Source organism: Leclercia sp. UBA2479 (assembly GCF_002341985.1).
Taxonomy (GTDB): Bacteria; Pseudomonadota; Gammaproteobacteria; order Enterobacterales; family Enterobacteriaceae; genus Enterobacter; species Enterobacter pneumoniae.
In genome coordinates this window covers 213610-230078 of sequence record NZ_DDPB01000001.1, presented here as the reverse complement: position 1 = coordinate 230078, position 16469 = coordinate 213610, and the positions used below count along the sequence as shown (strand labels likewise).

The following is a 16469-nucleotide window of genomic DNA, read 5'->3' as shown; positions in this document are numbered from 1 at the left end:
ATTGTTTGAAATCACGGGGGCGCACCGTATAATTTGTCCGCTTTTTGATGCTTGACTCTGAGCCTCAAAGAACGTTTTATACGACACGCGGCATACCTCGAAGGGAGCAGGAGTAAATACGTGATGTCTGTGTCGCTCTTGAGTCGAAACGTTGCTCGTAAGCTTCTGTTCATTCAGTTTCTGGCCGTGATAGCAAGTGGATTGCTGTTCAGCCTTAAAGACCCCTTCTGGGGCATCTCTGCGTTAAGCGGAGGTTTGGCGGTGGTTCTGCCAAACATGCTGTTTATGATTTTTGCCTGGCGTCATCAGGCGCATACACCTGCCAAAGGCCGCATGGCCTGGTCCTTCGCTCTGGGCGAAGTGTGTAAGGTGTTGCTGACCTTTGCCCTCCTGGTGGTGGCGCTGGCTGTTTTTAAAGTGGTATTTCTGCCGCTGATAGTGACGTGGGTTTTGGTGCTGGTGGTACAAATTCTGGCGCCAGCTGTAATCAATAACAAAGGGTAAAAGGCATCATGGCTTCAGAAAATATGACGCCGCAGGATTACATAGGTCACCATCTGAACAACCTTCAGATCGACCTGCGTACATTCTCGCTGGTGGATCCGCATAACCCCCCGGCCACCTTCTGGACGATTAATATCGACTCCATGTTCTTCTCGGTGGTACTGGGTCTGTTGTTCCTGGCCATTTTCCGTGGCGTAGCGAAACGCGCGACCAGCGGTGTTCCCGGGAAATTCCAGACTTTCATCGAAATGATCATTGGCTTCGTCCATGGCAGCGTCAAAGACATGTACCACGGTAAGAGCAAGGTTATTGCTCCGCTGGCACTGACCGTCTTTGTGTGGGTCTTCCTGATGAACCTGATGGACCTGCTGCCGATCGACCTGCTGCCGTTTATCGGCGAGCACATCTTCGGCCTGCCAGCCCTGCGTGTGGTTCCGTCTGCTGACGTGAACATCACCCTGTCTATGGCGCTGGGCGTGTTCATCCTGATTCTTTTCTACAGCATCAAAATGAAAGGTGTAGGCGGCTTCGTGAAAGAGCTTACCCTGCAGCCGTTCAACCACTGGGCGTTCATTCCAATCAACTTGATTCTGGAAGGCGTTAGCCTGCTGTCCAAACCGATCTCTCTCGGTCTGCGACTGTTCGGCAACATGTATGCGGGTGAGCTGATTTTCATTCTGATCGCGGGTCTTCTGCCGTGGTGGTCACAGTGGGTTCTGAATGTGCCATGGGCCATTTTCCACATCCTGATTATTACGCTGCAAGCCTTTATCTTCATGGTTCTGACGATCGTCTATCTGTCGATGGCGTCTGAAGAGCACTGATTTTTTTACCAACACTACTACGTTTTAACTGAAACAAACTGGAGACTGTCATGGAAAACCTGAATATGGATCTGCTGTACATGGCTGCCGCTGTGATGATGGGTCTGGCGGCGATCGGTGCTGCGATCGGTATCGGCATCCTCGGGGGTAAATTCCTGGAAGGCGCAGCGCGTCAGCCGGATCTGATTCCTCTGCTGCGTACTCAGTTCTTTATCGTTATGGGTCTGGTGGATGCTATCCCGATGATCGCTGTAGGTCTGGGTCTGTACGTGATGTTTGCTGTCGCGTAGTAAGCAGTATTAAACACCCTAAGCCACAGTTGTAAATTTAAAGAGGTATTGTGCTGTGAACATGAACGCAACAATCCTCGGCCAGGCCATCGCGTTTGTTATCTTTGTCTGGTTCTGCATGAAGTATGTATGGCCGCCTTTAATGGCTGCCATCGAAAAACGTCAGAAAGAAATTGCTGACGGTCTGGCTTCTGCAGAACGCGCTAAGAAAGATTTGGACCTTGCACAGGCCAACGCGACCGACCAGCTGAAAAAAGCGAAAGCGGAAGCCCAGGTAATCATCGAGCAGGCGAACAAACGTCGTTCTCAGATCCTGGACGAAGCAAAAGCTGAAGCAGAACAGGAACGCACTAAAATCGTGACGCAAGCGCAGGCTGAAATTGAAGCCGAGCGTAAACGTGCTCGCGAAGAACTGCGTAAGCAGGTTGCGATTCTGGCTGTTGCTGGCGCCGAGAAGATCATCGAACGTTCCGTGGATGAAGCTGCTAATAGCGACATCGTGGATAAACTTGTCGCTGAACTGTAAGGAGGGAGGGGCTGATGTCTGAATTTGTTACGGTAGCTCGCCCCTACGCCAAAGCAGCTTTTGACTTTGCTGTCGAACACCAAAATGTCGATCGCTGGCAGAACATGCTGGCGTTTGCCGCCGAGGTAACGAAAAACGAACAAATGGCAGAGATGCTTTCCGGGGCTATGGCACCAGAAACCCTCGCCGCGTCGTTCATCGCCGTCTGTGGTGAGCAGCTGGATGACAATGGCCAGAACCTGATTAAGGTCATGGCTGAAAACGGTCGTCTGCGTGTGCTCCCGGATGTTCTCGAGCAGTTTGTGCACTTACGTGCCCTCAGTGAAGCCACCGCCGAAGTTGAAGTCACCTCGGCGAACGAACTGAGTGAAGAACAGCTTGCGAAAATCACTGCCGCGATGGAAAAACGTCTGTCACGCAAAGTTAAGCTGAATTGCAAAATCGATAAGTCTGTAATGGCAGGCGTAATCATCCGTGCGGGTGATATGGTCATTGATGGTAGCGTACGCGGCCGTCTTGAGCGCCTTGCAGACGTCTTGCAGTCTTAAGGGGACTGGAGCATGCAACTGAATTCCACCGAAATCAGCGAACTGATCAAGCAGCGCATTGCTCAGTTCAATGTTGTGAGCGAAGCTCATAACGAAGGTACTATTGTTTCTGTAAGTGACGGTGTTATCCGCATTCACGGCCTGGCCGATTGTATGCAGGGTGAGATGATTTCCCTGCCGGGTAACCGTTACGCAATCGCACTGAACCTGGAGCGCGACTCCGTAGGTGCAGTTGTGATGGGTCCATACGCTGACCTCGCCGAAGGCATGAAGGTTAAGTGTACTGGCCGTATTCTGGAAGTGCCGGTTGGCCGTGGCATGCTGGGTCGCGTTGTAAACACCCTGGGTGCGCCAATCGACGGTAAAGGTCCGGTTGATAACGATGGCTTCTCGCCAATCGAAGTTATCGCTCCGGGCGTTATCGATCGTCAGTCTGTTGATCAGCCTGTTCAGACGGGTTACAAATCCGTTGATGCCATGATCCCAATCGGTCGTGGTCAGCGTGAACTGATCATCGGCGACCGTCAGACCGGTAAAACCGCGATGGCTATCGACGCCATCATCAACCAGCGCGATTCCGGCATCAAATGTGTATACGTCGCTATCGGTCAGAAAGCTTCCACCATCTCTAACGTGGTGCGTAAGCTGGAAGAGCACGGTGCGCTGGCTAACACCATCGTTGTTGTTGCAACCGCGTCTGAATCCGCAGCACTGCAATACCTGGCACCATACGCCGGTTGCGCAATGGGCGAATACTTCCGTGACCGCGGTGAAGATGCGCTGATCGTATACGATGACCTGTCTAAACAGGCTGTTGCTTACCGTCAGGTTTCCCTGCTGCTCCGTCGTCCACCAGGACGTGAAGCATTCCCGGGCGACGTGTTTTACCTCCACTCCCGTCTGCTGGAGCGCGCATCCCGCGTTAACGCGGAATACGTTGAGAACTTCACTAAAGGTGAAGTGAAAGGTCAAACCGGCTCCCTGACCGCTCTGCCGATTATCGAAACCCAGGCGGGTGACGTTTCTGCGTTCGTTCCGACCAACGTAATTTCCATTACCGATGGTCAGATCTTCCTGGAAACCAACCTGTTTAACTCCGGTATTCGTCCGGCAGTTAACCCGGGTATCTCCGTATCCCGTGTAGGTGGTGCAGCTCAGACCAAGATCATCAAGAAACTGTCCGGTGGTATCCGTACCGCGCTGGCACAGTATCGTGAACTTGCAGCGTTCTCCCAGTTTGCATCTGACCTTGACGATGCAACCCGTAAACAGCTTGACCACGGTCAGAAAGTGACCGAACTGCTGAAACAGAAACAGTATGCCCCGATGTCAGTTGCACAGCAGGGCCTGGTACTGTTCGCAGCAGAACGTGGTTATCTGGCGGATGTAGAACTGGCGAAAATCGGTAGCTTCGAAGCCGCTCTGCTGGCTTTCGCTGACCGTGACCACGCTCCGCTGATGCAAGAGATCAACCAGTCCGGTGGCTATAACGACGAAATCGAAGGCAAGCTGAAAAGCCTGCTCGATTCCTTCAAAGCAACCCAGTCCTGGTAACGTCTGGCGGTCTGTCTTAGGGCAGACCGCAAGGCATTGAGGAGAAGCTCATGGCCGGCGCAAAAGAGATACGTAGTAAGATCGCAAGCGTCCAGAACACGCAGAAGATCACTAAAGCGATGGAGATGGTCGCCGCTTCCAAAATGCGTAAATCGCAGGATCGCATGGCGGCCAGCCGTCCTTATGCAGATACCATGCGCAAAGTGATTGGTCACCTTGCAAACGGGAATCTGGAATATAAGCACCCTTACCTGGAAGAACGCGACGTTAAGCGCGTGGGCTACCTGGTGGTGTCTACCGACCGTGGTTTGTGTGGTGGCTTGAACATCAACCTGTTCAAAAAACTGCTGGCGGATATGAAAGCATGGACCGAAAAAGGCGTTCAGAGCGATATCGCGATGATCGGCTCCAAAGGTGTGTCTTTCTTTAATTCCGTGGGTGGCAATATTGTCGCTCAGGTGACCGGTATGGGTGATAACCCGTCCCTGTCCGAACTGATCGGTCCGGTAAAAGTGATGCTGCAGGCCTACGATGAAGGCCGTCTGGACAGACTGTACATCGTAAATAACAAATTTATTAACACCATGTCTCAGGTTCCAACCCTCACGCAGCTGCTGCCTTTGCCGGCATCAGAAGATGACGAGTTGAAACAAAAAGCCTGGGATTACCTGTACGAACCGGATCCGAAACCGCTGCTGGATACCCTGCTGCGTCGTTACGTTGAATCACAGGTTTATCAGGGCGTGGTAGAAAACCTGGCCAGCGAGCAGGCCGCACGTATGGTGGCGATGAAAGCCGCTACCGACAATGGCGGCAGCCTGATTAAAGAGCTGCAGTTGGTTTACAACAAAGCTCGTCAGGCCAGCATTACTCAGGAACTCACCGAGATCGTCGGTGGTGCATCCGCGGTATAACCAGGTTAATTCGTAGAGGATTCAAGATGGCTACTGGAAAAATTGTCCAGGTAATCGGCGCCGTAGTTGACGTCGAATTCCCTCAGGATGCCGTACCGCGCGTGTACGATGCTCTTGAGGTTCAGAATGGTAACGAGAGCCTGGTGCTGGAAGTTCAGCAGCAGCTCGGCGGCGGTATCGTACGTACCATCGCCATGGGTTCTTCTGACGGTCTGCGTCGTGGTCTGGAAGTGAAAGACCTTGAGCACCCGATCGAAGTCCCGGTAGGTAAAGCTACACTGGGTCGTATCATGAACGTATTGGGTCAACCAATCGACATGAAAGGCGACATCGGTGAAGAAGAGCGTTGGGCTATCCACCGCGCAGCACCTTCCTACGAAGAGCTGTCCAGCTCTCAGGAACTGCTGGAAACCGGTATCAAAGTTATCGACCTGATGTGTCCGTTTGCGAAGGGCGGTAAAGTTGGTCTGTTCGGTGGTGCGGGTGTAGGTAAAACCGTAAACATGATGGAGCTGATCCGTAACATCGCGATCGAACACTCCGGTTACTCCGTGTTTGCGGGTGTTGGTGAGCGTACTCGTGAGGGTAACGACTTCTACCACGAAATGACCGACTCCAACGTTCTGGACAAAGTATCCCTGGTTTATGGCCAGATGAACGAGCCACCAGGAAACCGTCTGCGCGTTGCGCTGACCGGCCTGACCATGGCTGAGAAGTTCCGTGACGAAGGGCGTGACGTTCTGCTGTTCGTAGACAACATCTACCGTTACACCCTGGCCGGTACTGAAGTATCTGCACTGCTGGGTCGTATGCCATCAGCGGTAGGCTACCAGCCAACCCTGGCGGAAGAGATGGGTGTTCTGCAGGAACGTATCACCTCTACCAAAACCGGTTCTATTACCTCCGTTCAGGCGGTATACGTACCAGCGGATGACTTGACTGACCCATCCCCAGCCACCACCTTTGCGCACTTAGATGCAACCGTGGTACTGAGCCGTCAGATCGCGTCTCTGGGTATCTACCCGGCCGTTGACCCGCTGGACTCCACCAGCCGTCAGCTGGATCCACTGGTTGTTGGCCAGGAACACTACGACACCGCGCGTGGCGTACAGTCCCTGCTGCAGCGTTACCAGGAACTGAAAGACATCATCGCCATCCTCGGTATGGATGAACTGTCTGAAGAAGACAAACTGGTGGTAGCACGTGCGCGTAAGATCCAGCGCTTCCTGTCCCAGCCGTTCTTCGTAGCAGAAGTATTCACCGGTTCTCCGGGTAAATACGTTCCGCTGAAAGATACCATCCGTGGCTTTAAAGGCATCATGGAAGGCGAATACGATCACCTGCCGGAGCAGGCGTTCTACATGGTTGGTTCCATCGACGAAGCCGTGGAAAAAGCCAAAAAACTTTAACGCCTTAATCGGAGGGTGATATGGCAATGACTTACCACCTGGACGTCGTCAGCGCAGAGCAACAAATGTTCTCTGGTCTGGTCGAGAAAATCCAGGTAACGGGCAGTGAAGGTGAACTGGGTATTTTCCCGGGTCACGCACCGCTGCTCACCGCCATTAAGCCTGGTATGATCCGCATCGTTAAACAGTTCGGTCATGAAGAGTTTATCTATCTGTCCGGCGGCATTCTTGAAGTGCAGCCTGGTAGCGTGACCGTTCTGGCTGATACCGCTATTCGTGGCCAGGATCTCGACGAAGCGCGAGCTCTGGAATCGAAACGTAAAGCGGAAGAGCACATTAAGAGCTCTCATGGTGACGTGGATTACGCACAGGCATCTGCGGAGCTGGCCAAAGCGATCGCGAAACTGCGTGTTATCGAGTTGACCAAAAAAGCGATGTAACACCGGCTTGAAAAGTGAAAAGCCAGTCTGGAATCCAGGCTGGCTTTTTTTTATAGTTTCGTTTCGGTAAAAATGAAACTGAAATGTCGTTTTATTATTTTGTGATTTACATCACAAAAATGTTGATCGGTTAAAAAATGAGGCGTAGACTGCTTTTTTGTGAAGTGTGTCACAAAATAAACCTCAATAAATCAGGATGCCATCATGAAACTGATCAACAAAATCATCGCTCTCTTCAGCAACATGAACGTCTCTTTCGGTACGTTCAACCACTAATCTGCTGAATGCCGAGTGGCGCTGCGCTTACCGTTGTGTGATAAGCGATGCGCCATCTGGCAGCGCCTCACCCACGCTGTTCACGCTTTTTCCTTTCTCAATGAAGTAGTTCGTCTCATCGATATTACCCACCACTGCATCGTCATACTGCCCCGGCTGTGTGCGCACTGACTTGTTACCTTTGAATACTCCCTGTGTTGACGCATCGCCGTAAGGACTTGGGCGGAAGATAAAGTTGAATCGGTGGTTATCAACGGCCAGGTTATTCTCTACCACTAACTGGCCCGGGTTGAAGTTATCGGTAAATCCATCCAGATGATTCCCTTCCGCTTTACTGTTACGAATCTCGTGTGCCACCGGCTGCCCTTCCCCGCCGAGCTTAAAGCCATTGCTGGTATTATTGCGGGCAATTGAATTCTCGATCACCACAACGCCATTAGCACCGTCTTCGATTTTATTAAACAGGTCAAAGCCGTCGTCGATATTGTCGTGGGAATAGCAGTTTTCCAGGCGGTTCCCCTCTCCGACCCGCATTTTCACGGCAAAGCCATCAGCATTGATTTTGCCCGGATCTTCATTGGCAAAAGATTCCGCGTTGACGACCCGGTTATAGCTGGCCCAAAGCGGACGGCCAATCTTTTCCGGGGAAGAGATTTGAATGCCGGTGTCGTCGTTACGGTATGCCGTGACCCCTTCAATCAGGTTGTGGCTACCCTGTATGCGCAGGCTTTTAGCGGTAACATCAATCCCTTTGATATGCCAGTAGCTGGCGTCCACCAGCAGCCCATGCAGAACGGCTTTACCCTCCGCCTCGAGCGTCTTCACCTGCTCAGCGCTGCCGCTGGCGGAGAGTGGAATTTCGCTACGGGGGTAGTCACCCGCGGCAAGCGTAATCTTGCCGCCAGGGGCGAGCAGGCTGATGGCGGTGGCGAAATCCATTGGCGAGGCGAGCGTCCCCTTCCCGTCAGCTTTGCCCTCCGGTGCGACATAGAGATGTGAAGCCTCGATGCCGGTGACCTTCTCAACGGAGAAGCGCTGCTCTACGGCTTCGCCGCGGGTGGGGGTGAAGGTGAGGCTGAATAGGTTATTCTCTTTTAGAGTCGCTGGCGCGGAGTACATCTCTCCGGCTTTAACCGGTTTTTCGTTACCGATCACCACTTCGTTCTGGCGCAGGGTAAAAGCACCGTCATAGTTGGCTCGGGCCTGCACCTGATAGGGCTCTTGTGCGCTTTTGCTGGCCGAATGAATCTGTACGACTACCGGTTGCGCTTTGGCCTGCCAGGGCTTACTGGCGACGCTATGCGCAGCGGAAGTGGTCAGCGAGGCATTGGATACGGTAATTTTGGCATTACGCGAGGCAAAAAAGCCGACGTAATAGTGGTCCTGATTCTGTACCGAGATCAGGTCTGCGCGCGGAACACTTTTACTCACCCATTCGTCGCTACCGACAGGTGACCAGGCGGTGATAAAGCCGTCGTTAGTACGTTGTAGCTTCAGGCGAAACTCTGGCGTCTGGTTGAGATCGACCTCCTCTTTATAGCTCTGTTTCACAATGGCCGCACCGGCATTTCCCCAGGGCTGCGAGATCCCCTCGCGGGTGAACGCCTGAAGCTTTATCCGATGATGATCTTTTTTATCCTGCGTCATAATGGCATTCATGACCAGGTTCGAGGCGGCCGGAAATTCTTCATAGCCCTCTTTCAGCGGTTGCTGGCGGGGCACACCAATAACATCACGCACCAGCAGGCCAGCACCCTCCTGCGCGGCGGGTTTTGCGCCATTCTCCGGCCCAAACTGATCAACTCTCACCGTTGCCTGCAGAGTAAAGTTTTCGCTGCTGGGAAGCTCAGTGTAGAAAAAGGTGAGTCCATCATGGGAATTGGCAATTTTGCCGCCCCGGCTCTCAATCACAACGGATTTAGACAGATCAGCGGCATCCTCCGGCTCGAGAATTTTACCATCGATAGTGACATCATTAACGCCCACCTTTTCCGGCAAAACATTTGAGGAGAAATTGACGTCTGTGGACTGGCCGAACGCAATTGCTCGCCAGACCTGCGGCTGCTCCTCCGCGTTAACAGCACAGGCGCTGCAGATCATTAAGGCCAGAGGTAATTTATAATTCATTTTTATTCTCCTGAGTGATAATTGAGCGCCATTATCATCAAGATGAAACACCGTTTCTTTTTTCTTTGTCACATTATTGGATAATTAAAACGATGTTTTGTTTTTAACCGATCTTTATTTTTGCGGCGAAAAAATAGCTAACCTATTGTGTGAACAAGAGAGTTCCAGCAATGACGCTATTTTCCGGACGAAAAGTGATTTACTCTGCCCTGAAAAGTATCTTCAAATAGCCCGTATTGACTGATGTTGTGCGTTTTACCGCCGCTCCATTTTTTGGCGCAAAATATGTAGAATTTTCAACGTCAAAGGGTTTTACTTCTCACTCAAATTACAGTCAGGACGTGTATGTTGAACAATGCGATGAGCGTGGTCATCCTTGCCGCTGGTAAAGGCACCCGCATGTATTCCGATCTTCCGAAGGTGCTGCATACCCTTGCAGGGAAAGCGATGGTGCAGCATGTCATTGATGCCGCTAACGAAATGGGTGCCGACCAGGTTCATCTTGTTTACGGTCACGGCGCCGATATGCTGAAACAGACCCTCAGTGACGACAAACTGAACTGGGTGCTGCAGGCAGAGCAGCTGGGAACCGGCCATGCGATGCAGCAGGCTGCGCCGTTCTTTGCTGACGACGAAGATATTCTGATGCTTTACGGCGACGTGCCGCTGATTTCCGTTGAGACTCTTACCCGCCTGCGTGATGCTAAACCGCAGGGCGGCATTGGCCTCCTTACCGTTAAGCTTGATGATCCAACCGGCTATGGCCGCATCACCCGCGAAAACGGCACCGTCACCGGTATTGTTGAACATAAAGATGCCACAGAAGCGCAGCGTAAAATTCAGGAAATCAATACCGGTATCCTGATTGCCAACGGCGCGGATATGAAGCGCTGGCTATCGAAGCTGAACAATAATAACGCCCAGGGTGAGTTCTACATCACCGATATCATTGCGCTGGCGCATCAGGAAGGCCGCGCAATCGCCGCCGTCCACCCGGATCGTTTAAGTGAAGTGGAGGGCGTGAACAACCGCCTGCAACTCTCCCGCCTGGAACGCGTTTATCAGGCTGAGCAGGCTGAAAAGCTGCTGCTCGCAGGCGTTATGCTGCGCGACCCTTCGCGTTTCGATCTGCGCGGTGAACTGAACCACGGGCGCGACGTTGAAATTGATACTAACGTTATTCTGGAAGGGAAGGTCACTCTCGGCCATCGCGTTAAAATTGGCGCAGGCTGCGTGATCAAAAACAGCGTGATCGGCGACGACTGTGAAATCAGCCCGTACAGCGTGGTGGAAGATGCCAACCTGGCCGCTGCCTGCACCATCGGGCCGTTTGCACGTCTGCGCCCTGGTGCGGAGCTGCTGGAAGGCGCCCACGTGGGTAACTTCGTTGAAATGAAAAAGGCGCGCCTGGGCAAAGGCTCCAAGGCGGGCCATTTGACCTATCTGGGCGATGCGGAAATAGGCGATAACGTCAATATCGGCGCGGGTACCATCACCTGTAACTATGATGGCGCCAATAAATTCAAAACCATCATCGGCGACGACGTATTTGTAGGCTCGGATTCACAGCTGGTCGCGCCGGTGACCATTGGCAAAGGCGTGACCATTGCCGCCGGTACCACGGTAACCCGCGATGTAGCGGATGACGAACTGGTATTAAGCCGCGTGCCACAGGTGCACAAAAAGGGCTGGAAACGCCCGGTGAAGAAAAAGTAATTACTCCGCATTTTAACCCTCTCTCCTCAGGGGAGAGGGATGATTCGATGCGGTGTGTCGGGTGAGGAGATAAATATATATCCCCCCCAATAGCAGTACTTATAACAATAACCCCACTCTCTACAAGGCTCGGGGCGCCCGTAAAACGGGCAACAACAGGTCAGCGACAACGCATGGCATAACGCCATAATCAGGAAATTTAACTATGTGTGGAATTGTTGGCGCAGTCGCGCAGCGTGATATTGCTGAAATCCTTCTCGAAGGATTACGTCGTCTGGAATACCGTGGTTACGACTCTGCCGGTCTGGCAGTGGTCGATGCAGAAGGTCACATGACCCGTCTGCGCCGCCTCGGTAAAGTACAAATGCTGGCACAGGCCGCGGAAGAACATTCGCTGCATGGCGGCACAGGCATTGCCCACACCCGTTGGGCGACCCACGGCGAGCCCTCTGAAGGCAATGCGCACCCGCATGTCTCTGAACATATCGTAGTGGTGCATAACGGCATCATTGAAAACCACGAACCGCTGCGTGAAGAGCTGAAAGCGCGCGGTTATACCTTCGTCTCTGAAACTGACACCGAAGTCATTGCCCACCTGGTACATTGGGAACTGGCACAGGGCGGTACGCTGCGTGAAGCGGTACTGCGCGCTATTCCTCAACTGCGTGGCGCTTACGGCACGGTAATCATGGATTCCCGCGATCCGTCCACGCTGCTGGCGGCTCGCTCCGGCAGCCCGATGGTTATTGGCCTGGGCATGGGTGAAAACTTCATTGCTTCCGACCAGCTGGCCCTGTTGCCGGTGACCCGTCGCTTTATCTTCCTTGAAGAGGGTGACATCGCGGAAGTGACACGCCGTAGCGTGACCGTATTCGATACTAAAGGCGTTCAGGTTGAACGCGCTGAGATCGAATCTAATCTGCAGTATGACGCGGGCGACAAGGGCGCGTATCGTCACTACATGCAGAAAGAGATCTACGAGCAGCCAAACGCCATCAAAAACACTCTGACCGGGCGTATCAGCCACGGTGAAGTGGATCTGAGCGAACTGGGGGCCAATGCCAATGAGATGCTGGCGAAAGTTGAGCATATCCAGATCGTGGCCTGCGGGACCTCTTATAACTCCGGTATGGTTTCTCGCTACTGGTTCGAATCGCTGGCCGGTGTGCCTTGTGATGTGGAGATCGCTTCCGAATTCCGCTATCGCAAATCGGCCGTACGCAAAAACAGCCTGATGATCACCCTGTCTCAGTCCGGTGAGACCGCCGATACACTCGCGGCGCTGCGCCTGTCGAAAGAGCTGGGCTATCTCGGTTCGCTGGCAATCTGCAACGTGCCGGGCTCGTCCCTGGTGCGTGAATCCGATCTGGCGCTGATGACCAAAGCGGGCACCGAAATCGGCGTGGCCTCTACCAAGGCCTTTACCACTCAGCTGACCGTTCTGCTGATGCTGGTGGCGAAACTGGCGCGTCTGAAAGGCCAGGATGCTTCTGTTGAGCACGACATCGTTCACGGTCTGCAGGCGTTGCCGAGTCGTATCGAGCAGATGCTGTCGCAGGACAAGCGTATCGAAGCGCTGGCTGAAGATTTCTCCGACAAACATCACGCACTGTTCCTGGGGCGTGGCGATCAGTATCCCATTGCGCTGGAAGGTGCATTGAAGCTGAAAGAGATCTCCTACATCCACGCAGAAGCCTACGCAGCAGGCGAGCTGAAACACGGTCCGCTGGCGCTGATTGATGCTGATATGCCGGTTATCGTTGTCGCACCTAACAATGAACTGCTGGAAAAACTGAAGTCCAACATCGAAGAAGTGCGCGCCCGTGGTGGCCAGCTGTATGTCTTCGCCGATCAGGATGCCGGTTTTGTGAGTAACGACAACATGCACATCATTGAGATGCCGCATGTGGAAGAGGTCATTGCACCTATCTTCTACACCGTGCCGCTGCAGCTTCTGTCTTATCACGTCGCGCTGATTAAAGGCACCGACGTTGACCAGCCACGTAACCTGGCGAAGTCGGTTACTGTCGAGTAATACCTCCAGGCTCCACCTTCGGGTGGAGCTTTTCTCCCCGTTTTTTTCTTCTTGTGATGATGACAACCTGTCATCTTCAGCTATTTTTTGAGTGTCATAGAAAGAAAATTTTTCTGCAATCTTACTGTCAAAAAACCCGTCAAATTACTGATAATAAAGAGTTATCTGTTTTAGATTAAAGTGAAATTTTCACTGTAATAAAACTGTCATAATTCGGACATTTATCTGTCACCTGTTTGTCCTATTTTGCTCCTCGTAGCCACTAAACAACGATTTACCAAAATCTTGCAGGAGACATTATGAAAGTTATGCGTACCACTGTCGCAACTGTTGTCGCCGCGACCTTATCGATGAGCGCGTTCTCTGTGTTCGCAGAGGCAAGCCTGACTGGTGCTGGTGCAACCTTCCCTGCGCCGGTGTATGCCAAATGGGCTGATACTTACCAGAAAGAGACTGGTAACAAGGTGAACTACCAGGGTATCGGCTCCTCCGGTGGCGTTAAACAAATTACCGCGAATACCGTTGATTTCGGCGCATCAGACGCTCCGCTGTCTGATGAGAAACTGAACCAGGAAGGTCTGTTCCAGTTCCCGACCGTTATCGGCGGTGTTGTGCTGGCCGTGAATATCCCGGGCCTGAAGTCTGGCGAGCTGGTGCTGGATGGTAAAACGCTGGGTGATATCTACCTCGGCAAAATCAAAAAATGGGATGACGAAGCCATCACTAAACTGAACCCAGGCGTGAAGCTGCCTTCGCAGAACATCGCTGTGGTTCGTCGTGCTGACGGTTCCGGTACCTCCTTCGTCTTCACCAGCTACCTGGCGAAAGTGAACGAAGAGTGGAAATCCAAAGTAGGTTCTGGCTCTACCGTGAACTGGCCAACCGGTCTGGGCGGTAAAGGTAACGACGGTATCGCCGCGTTCGTACAGCGTCTGCCAGGCTCAATCGGCTACGTAGAGTACGCTTACGCGAAGCAGAACAACCTGGCTTACACCAAGCTGGTTTCTGCTGACGGCAAACCGGTGAGCCCGACCGAAGAGACCTTTGCTAACGCAGCAAAAGGCGCTGACTGGAGCAAATCCTTCGCACAGGATCTGACAAACCAGAAAGGTGACGAAGCCTGGCCAATCACCTCCACGACCTTCATCCTGGTTCATAAAGATCAGAAGAAACCTGAACAAGGCACAGAAGTGCTGAAGTTCTTCGACTGGGCATACAAAAACGGCGGCAAACAGGCTAATGACCTGGATTACGCCAGCCTGCCGGACAGCGTGGTTGAGCAGATTCGTGCTGCATGGAAAACTAACGTGAAAGATAGCAGCGGTAAAGCGCTGTACTAACAGGATATTTTTGACGAAGATGGCGGGGGCGCAAGCGCCCGCCACCTTTCGTGAAACGACGTTAACAGAAGAGTAATTTATGGCTGCAACCAAGCCTGCTTTTAATCCTCCGGGAAAAAAAGGCGACATGATCTTCAGCGCGCTAGTAAAACTGGCTGCGCTGATTGTGCTATTGCTGCTGGGTGGCATTATCGTGTCTCTGATTTTCTCCTCCTGGCCGAGCATTCAGAAATTCGGTTTCTCCTTCCTGTGGACCAAAGAGTGGGATGCGCCAAACGAAGTCTTTGGTGCGCTGGTACCCATTTACGGTACCCTGGTGACCTCGCTCATTGCCCTGCTGATTGCGGTTCCGGTGAGTTTTGGTATCGCCCTGTTCCTGACGGAGCTGGCACCGGGCTGGCTGCGACGTCCGCTTGGTATCGCCATTGAACTGCTGGCGGCCATTCCGAGTATCGTATACGGCATGTGGGGCCTGTTTATCTTTGCCCCGCTGTTCGCCACATACTTCCAGGAGCCGGTAGGGAATGTGCTCTCTGCCATTCCGTTTGTGGGCGCGCTGTTCTCAGGCCCGGCGTTCGGTATCGGTATTCTGGCTGCAGGCGTGATCCTCGCCATCATGATTATTCCGTACATTGCGGCGGTTATGCGCGATGTCTTCGAACAAACCCCGGTGATGATGAAAGAGTCGGCCTACGGGATCGGCTGTACCACCTGGGAAGTTATCTGGCGCATCGTTCTTCCGTTCACCAAAAATGGGGTGATCGGGGGCATCATGTTGGGCCTGGGGCGTGCGCTGGGCGAAACCATGGCGGTGACCTTTATCATTGGTAACACCTACCAGCTCGATAGCGTCTCACTTTATATGCCGGGTAACAGCATTACTTCTGCGCTGGCGAACGAATTCGCCGAAGCGGAATCGGGGCTGCACGTTGCGGCGCTGATGGAACTGGGTCTGATTCTGTTTGTTATCACCTTCATTGTTCTGGCGATTTCTAAGCTGATGATTATGCGTCTCGCTAAAAATGAGGGGGCACGCTAATGGCGACTCTCGAAATGCAAAACACCGCTGAGCTGGCGGAATCCCGCCGCAAAATGCAGGCCAGACGCCGCACGAAGAACCGCATTGCGCTGACGCTCTCCATGGGGACGATGGCATTCGGTCTGTTCTGGCTGGTCTGGATTCTTTTCTCCACCGTGGTACGCGGTATCGATGGAATGTCGCTGGCGCTGTTCACCGAGATGACGCCGCCGCCGAATACGGCGGGCGGGGGGCTGGCAAACGCCCTGGCGGGCAGTGGCCTGCTGATCCTCTGGGCGACGGTCTTTGGTACGCCGCTGGGCATCATGGCGGGGATTTATCTGGCGGAGTACGGCCGTAAATCCTGGCTGGCTGAAGTCATTCGCTTCATCAATGACATCCTGCTGTCTGCGCCCTCTATCGTCGTCGGTCTGTTTGTTTATACCGTGGTGGTGGCACAGATGGAGCACTTCTCCGGCTGGGCTGGCGTGATTGCGCTGGCGCTGCTGCAGGTGCCTATCGTCATTCGAACTACCGAGAATATGTTGAAACTGGTGCCGGACAGCCTGCGTGAAGCCGCTTACGCGCTGGGAACGCCAAAGTGGAAAATGATCTCCGCGATTACGTTGAAAGCGTCTGTCTCCGGGATCATGACCGGTATCCTGCTGGCCGTTGCCCGTATCGCCGGTGAAACCGCCCCGCTGCTGTTTACGTCTCTCTCCAACCAGTTCTGGAGCACGGACATGATGCAGCCGATCGCCAACCTGCCGGTGACGATCTTTAAATTTGCGATGAGCCCATTCGTAGAATGGCAGCAGCTGGCCTGGGCCGGGGTGCTGATCATCACGCTTTGCGTACTGTTGCTGAACATTCTGGCGCGCGTCATTTTCGCGAAGAAGAAACACGGTTAATTTTTTACGGCGCGGCACATCGCGGCGCCGAATGAGG

15 protein-coding genes are annotated in these 16469 nt (G+C 53.1%); 14 read left to right on the top strand and 1 reads right to left on the bottom strand.

What is annotated here, in order from left to right; translation table 11 throughout:
• Window positions 1-123 precede the first annotated feature (123 nt).
• Genes atpI through B3B59_RS01040 form a run of 9 tightly spaced genes read left to right on the top strand, consistent with a single transcriptional unit; the run spans window position 124 to window position 7009 of the window.
• A complete protein-coding gene (atpI, locus tag B3B59_RS01080) occupies window positions 124-504 on the top strand; it encodes a F0F1 ATP synthase subunit I (RefSeq protein ID WP_040077701.1) in 381 nt (126 codons plus the stop codon).
• Between the two features lie 8 nt (window positions 505-512).
• Window positions 513-1328 carry a F0F1 ATP synthase subunit A gene (gene atpB, locus B3B59_RS01075; RefSeq protein WP_040077702.1) on the top strand — a complete coding sequence of 272 codons (816 nt, stop codon included), beginning with the start codon at window positions 513-515 and terminating at the stop codon, window positions 1326-1328.
• 50 nt (window positions 1329-1378) lie between these two features.
• Window positions 1379-1618: a F0F1 ATP synthase subunit C gene (gene atpE / locus B3B59_RS01070; RefSeq protein WP_000429386.1), complete on the top strand. Its 240-nt coding sequence runs from the start codon at window positions 1379-1381 to the stop codon at window positions 1616-1618.
• 55 nt (window positions 1619-1673) lie between these two features.
• Window positions 1674-2144: a F0F1 ATP synthase subunit B gene (gene atpF / locus B3B59_RS01065; protein WP_040077703.1), complete on the top strand. Its 471-nt coding sequence runs from the start codon at window positions 1674-1676 to the stop codon at window positions 2142-2144.
• A 14-nt stretch (window positions 2145-2158) separates the two neighbouring features.
• The gene (gene atpH / locus B3B59_RS01060) at window positions 2159-2692 is read left to right on the top strand and encodes a F0F1 ATP synthase subunit delta (RefSeq protein WP_040077704.1); all 534 of its coding nucleotides are present in this window, start codon (window positions 2159-2161) and stop codon (window positions 2690-2692) included.
• A 12-nt stretch (window positions 2693-2704) separates the two neighbouring features.
• Complete coding sequence (atpA, locus tag B3B59_RS01055; RefSeq protein WP_040077705.1) at window positions 2705-4246, top strand: F0F1 ATP synthase subunit alpha; 1542 nt, start codon at window positions 2705-2707, stop codon at window positions 4244-4246.
• A gap of 50 nt (window positions 4247-4296) precedes the next feature.
• A complete protein-coding gene (gene atpG, locus B3B59_RS01050) occupies window positions 4297-5160 on the top strand; it encodes a F0F1 ATP synthase subunit gamma (RefSeq protein ID WP_040077706.1) in 864 nt (287 codons plus the stop codon).
• A gap of 26 nt (window positions 5161-5186) precedes the next feature.
• Window positions 5187-6569: a F0F1 ATP synthase subunit beta gene (atpD, locus tag B3B59_RS01045; RefSeq protein ID WP_040077707.1), complete on the top strand. Its 1383-nt coding sequence runs from the start codon at window positions 5187-5189 to the stop codon at window positions 6567-6569.
• Window positions 6570-6589: 20 nt separating this feature from the next.
• On the top strand, window positions 6590-7009 hold the full coding sequence (locus tag B3B59_RS01040; RefSeq protein WP_040077708.1) for a F0F1 ATP synthase subunit epsilon: 420 nt from the start codon (window positions 6590-6592) through the stop codon (window positions 7007-7009).
• A 303-nt stretch (window positions 7010-7312) separates the two neighbouring features.
• Here B3B59_RS01040 and B3B59_RS01035 read toward each other — a convergent pair whose 3' ends face one another.
• On the bottom strand, window positions 7313-9412 hold the full coding sequence (locus B3B59_RS01035; RefSeq protein ID WP_286807916.1) for a right-handed parallel beta-helix repeat-containing protein: 2100 nt from the start codon (window positions 9410-9412) through the stop codon (window positions 7313-7315).
• A 345-nt stretch (window positions 9413-9757) separates the two neighbouring features.
• Between B3B59_RS01035 and glmU the strand changes: the two genes are divergently transcribed.
• From glmU to pstA, 5 genes are all read left to right on the top strand, one after another.
• Window positions 9758-11128 (top strand): bifunctional UDP-N-acetylglucosamine diphosphorylase/glucosamine-1-phosphate N-acetyltransferase GlmU, encoded by a 1371-nt coding sequence (gene glmU / locus B3B59_RS01030; protein ID WP_286807915.1) that lies wholly within the window; start codon window positions 9758-9760, stop codon window positions 11126-11128.
• Between the two features lie 205 nt (window positions 11129-11333).
• Complete coding sequence (glmS, locus tag B3B59_RS01025; RefSeq protein ID WP_286807914.1) at window positions 11334-13163, top strand: glutamine--fructose-6-phosphate transaminase (isomerizing); 1830 nt, start codon at window positions 11334-11336, stop codon at window positions 13161-13163.
• A 299-nt stretch (window positions 13164-13462) separates the two neighbouring features.
• The gene (gene pstS, locus B3B59_RS01020) at window positions 13463-14503 is read left to right on the top strand and encodes a phosphate ABC transporter substrate-binding protein PstS (protein ID WP_040077712.1); all 1041 of its coding nucleotides are present in this window, start codon (window positions 13463-13465) and stop codon (window positions 14501-14503) included.
• A gap of 79 nt (window positions 14504-14582) precedes the next feature.
• The gene (pstC, locus tag B3B59_RS01015; protein ID WP_040077714.1) at window positions 14583-15542 is read left to right on the top strand and encodes a phosphate ABC transporter permease PstC; all 960 of its coding nucleotides are present in this window, start codon (window positions 14583-14585) and stop codon (window positions 15540-15542) included.
• Window positions 15542-16432, top strand: coding sequence for a phosphate ABC transporter permease PstA (gene pstA, locus B3B59_RS01010; protein ID WP_040077715.1), 891 nt, complete (start codon window positions 15542-15544; stop codon window positions 16430-16432). Before pstC ends, pstA begins: the two co-directional genes overlap by 1 nt.
• Window positions 16433-16469: the final 37 nt, after the last annotated feature.